Consider the following 2,302-nt stretch of genomic DNA (forward strand, 5'->3'; position numbering starts at 1 on the left):
GAAGGTGCCGGCAGGCGGATGAGGGTGCGGGCGGAGCGGTGCACATCACTCTTGCGCTTCGCCCGGACCTCACCCATTCCCTCTCCGGGTAGGAGAGGGGCTACACGCATGAGCCGCCTTACTGCTCGCTCACCTTCAGATCCTTCATCACCATGTCCAGCTTCGGCTTCATGCTGTCCTGCGCCTGCGAACCGGCCATCGCGTAGAACACCGAGTACATAACCGCCGGCGACTTGGTGCCCGCGTCGGTGGCCGGCGCGCCGATGCGCGTCTCGCCGTCGGAGGCGAACGCCGTCGCCTCGTACGGATGACGCCGCTTGACCAGCTTGTCCCAGTAGCTCCTGGCGTCGTCGTCCAGGCTGGCCGGCGGCGCCACGTTGCGCTCGATGTGCAGGCGGTCGGCCTCCTGCGGGTTGGCGCGCAGCGAGATGGCGTTGACGTCCCACACCACCTTGCCGTGGTCGGGCACGAAGCCCATGCCTAAGGTGAGCGTGCTTTCCGGTTCGATCTTCTGCAGCTGCGGCGTGACGGAAAAGGCCACGCGGTTGGAGCTGTAGCTGAAGCGCTGCTGGTAATCGGCCTCGATGCGCACGGACTTCAACGCGTCCGGCAGCAGCGAGGTGTTCTTCAGGAAGTCCTTCCACTGCGCCAGCGAACCCTCGTAGCCGACCGACATGTAGTCGAGCAGCGCGCGCATGTCGGCGAGATTGTCGTAACTGTCGTCGGCCGCGGCGAAGCGCATCAGGATGGCGTAGCCGTCCGGCACCGGCAGCGAGTAGGTGATGATCCGCGTATTCGCGAACGGCATCGCCCACACGCGCAGCTGCCAGCGACGCTGCGAATGATCGGTATAGACGGTGTCGGTGGTCGGCTTGCCCAGCGAGGTGATGCGCACCTGCTCCGAGCCGATCGGGCGCATGAAGATGCCCATCTTGCACAGCTGCTCGGCCAGCGCGAGCGGATCGCCGTACAGCTTGGCCGCCGGCAGGGTGTCCGGACGGCGCAGATGCATCAGGAAATTGTGGCCCGACACGCCCGCCTGCACATAGCCGTTGGCGGCCAGCGACATGCGGTTGCCGTCCTTCTCCACCAGGCCCCATTCGCCGGTGCTGTTGCGCACGATCAGGCCCGGCACGGTGTTGAGCCAGGATGCGCCGTAGAGCAGCTGGTCCGAACCTTCGCCGCGCGGGAACAGCTTGTCCGGATCCTTGGCGAGGATTTCCTTGAGCTGGCTGTCGACGAAACCGTCGAACACCGACTGGTAGCGCTTGAAGAATTCACCGACGCCCAGCGGCAGCGCGAACTGGCCCTTCAGGTTGTTGCTCAGCGTGGTGCTGAAGATGTCGAAGCGATAGGGCAGGCGTCGGTCGATCACCGCCTGCGCCGGCGCATTCAACACTTCGCCCATCTGCAGCGCATAGTTGAGATTCTCGTTGGCGGATTTCATCAGCACCACGCCGATGACCTTGCCTTCCTTGTTCAGCAGCGGACCACCGCTGTTGCCCGGCGAAGCCGCGGCGGAGAAGCGCATCCACTTCCAGGCACCGTCCTGTTGCTCCGGCGTGTCGGAGGTGTACAGGCCATCGCGGATGACCACGCCGGTGCCGAGCGCATTGCCCACCGCATAGACCTCCTGGTTGAGCACCGGCTTGGTGTCCACGTCCAGGGTCTCCGGACCCGGCGTGCCGGACACGGTGAACACCACGAAGTCCTTGCGCAGGTCGAATTTCTCGATCTTGTCGATCGGGTAGATCTTGCCGTTGGCGTCGCGCAGCGAGGGCGCGCCCCACAGGCTGTCCACGCCGGTGAGCAGCACGTGGCCGGCGGTGACGAACTGGTTCTTGCCGATGGCGAAGGCGGTACCGATCGAGTGGTATTTGTCGGTGCGCTCCTGGAAGGGGAGCAGGTCCAGCGGCAGCGGCTTCTCGTAGGTGAGCGGATCATCCGCCGGCTTGGCGGCGACTACTTCGAAAGTGGCGCCCTGGATCTTGGGCAGCAGGGCTGCGTCCAGGCTGGCGGCGGTGGCTGGCGCCGCGGCGGCGAGCCATAGCGCGAGGCCACAGGCCAGGATTCGGGCGAGTCCTTCGCCCCCCATCAGCGACCGCATCGTTTTACGCATACATTTCCCGCGCGTGACATCCGTCGCCGGCACCCCCTCCGGGCATCCTGCTCACGACGGAATGGGCGGCATCTTGGCATGGAATGGGGGTTGGGGGCGTGCCCCCGGGGCCCCCGGAGCTTGTTGTCGTTGCGGCGCCCTCTTTGCTCGTCATTCCGGCGTAGGCCGGAATCCAGTTTCCGT

The 2,302-nt window shown here is 65.6% G+C and carries 1 protein-coding gene; it reads right to left on the reverse strand.

Translation table 11 applies throughout. The features are described from left to right. Positions 1 to 118: 118 nt before the first annotated feature. Positions 119 to 2,095, reverse strand: a complete 1,977-nt coding sequence (locus tag BM172_RS21930; RefSeq protein WP_231504172.1) for a S1 family peptidase — start codon at positions 2,093 to 2,095, stop codon at positions 119 to 121. Between the last annotated feature and the right edge of the window lie 207 nt (positions 2,096 to 2,302).

It is taken from the genome of Dyella marensis (assembly GCF_900112865.1).
GTDB lineage: Bacteria > Pseudomonadota > Gammaproteobacteria > Xanthomonadales > Rhodanobacteraceae > Dyella_D > Dyella_D marensis_A.

Coding starts and splice junctions, on each gene's coding strand:
- BM172_RS21930 (WP_231504172.1), bottom strand. CDS start 2,095: ATGGGGGGCGAAGGACTCGCCCGAATCCTGGCCTGTGGCCTCGCGCTA.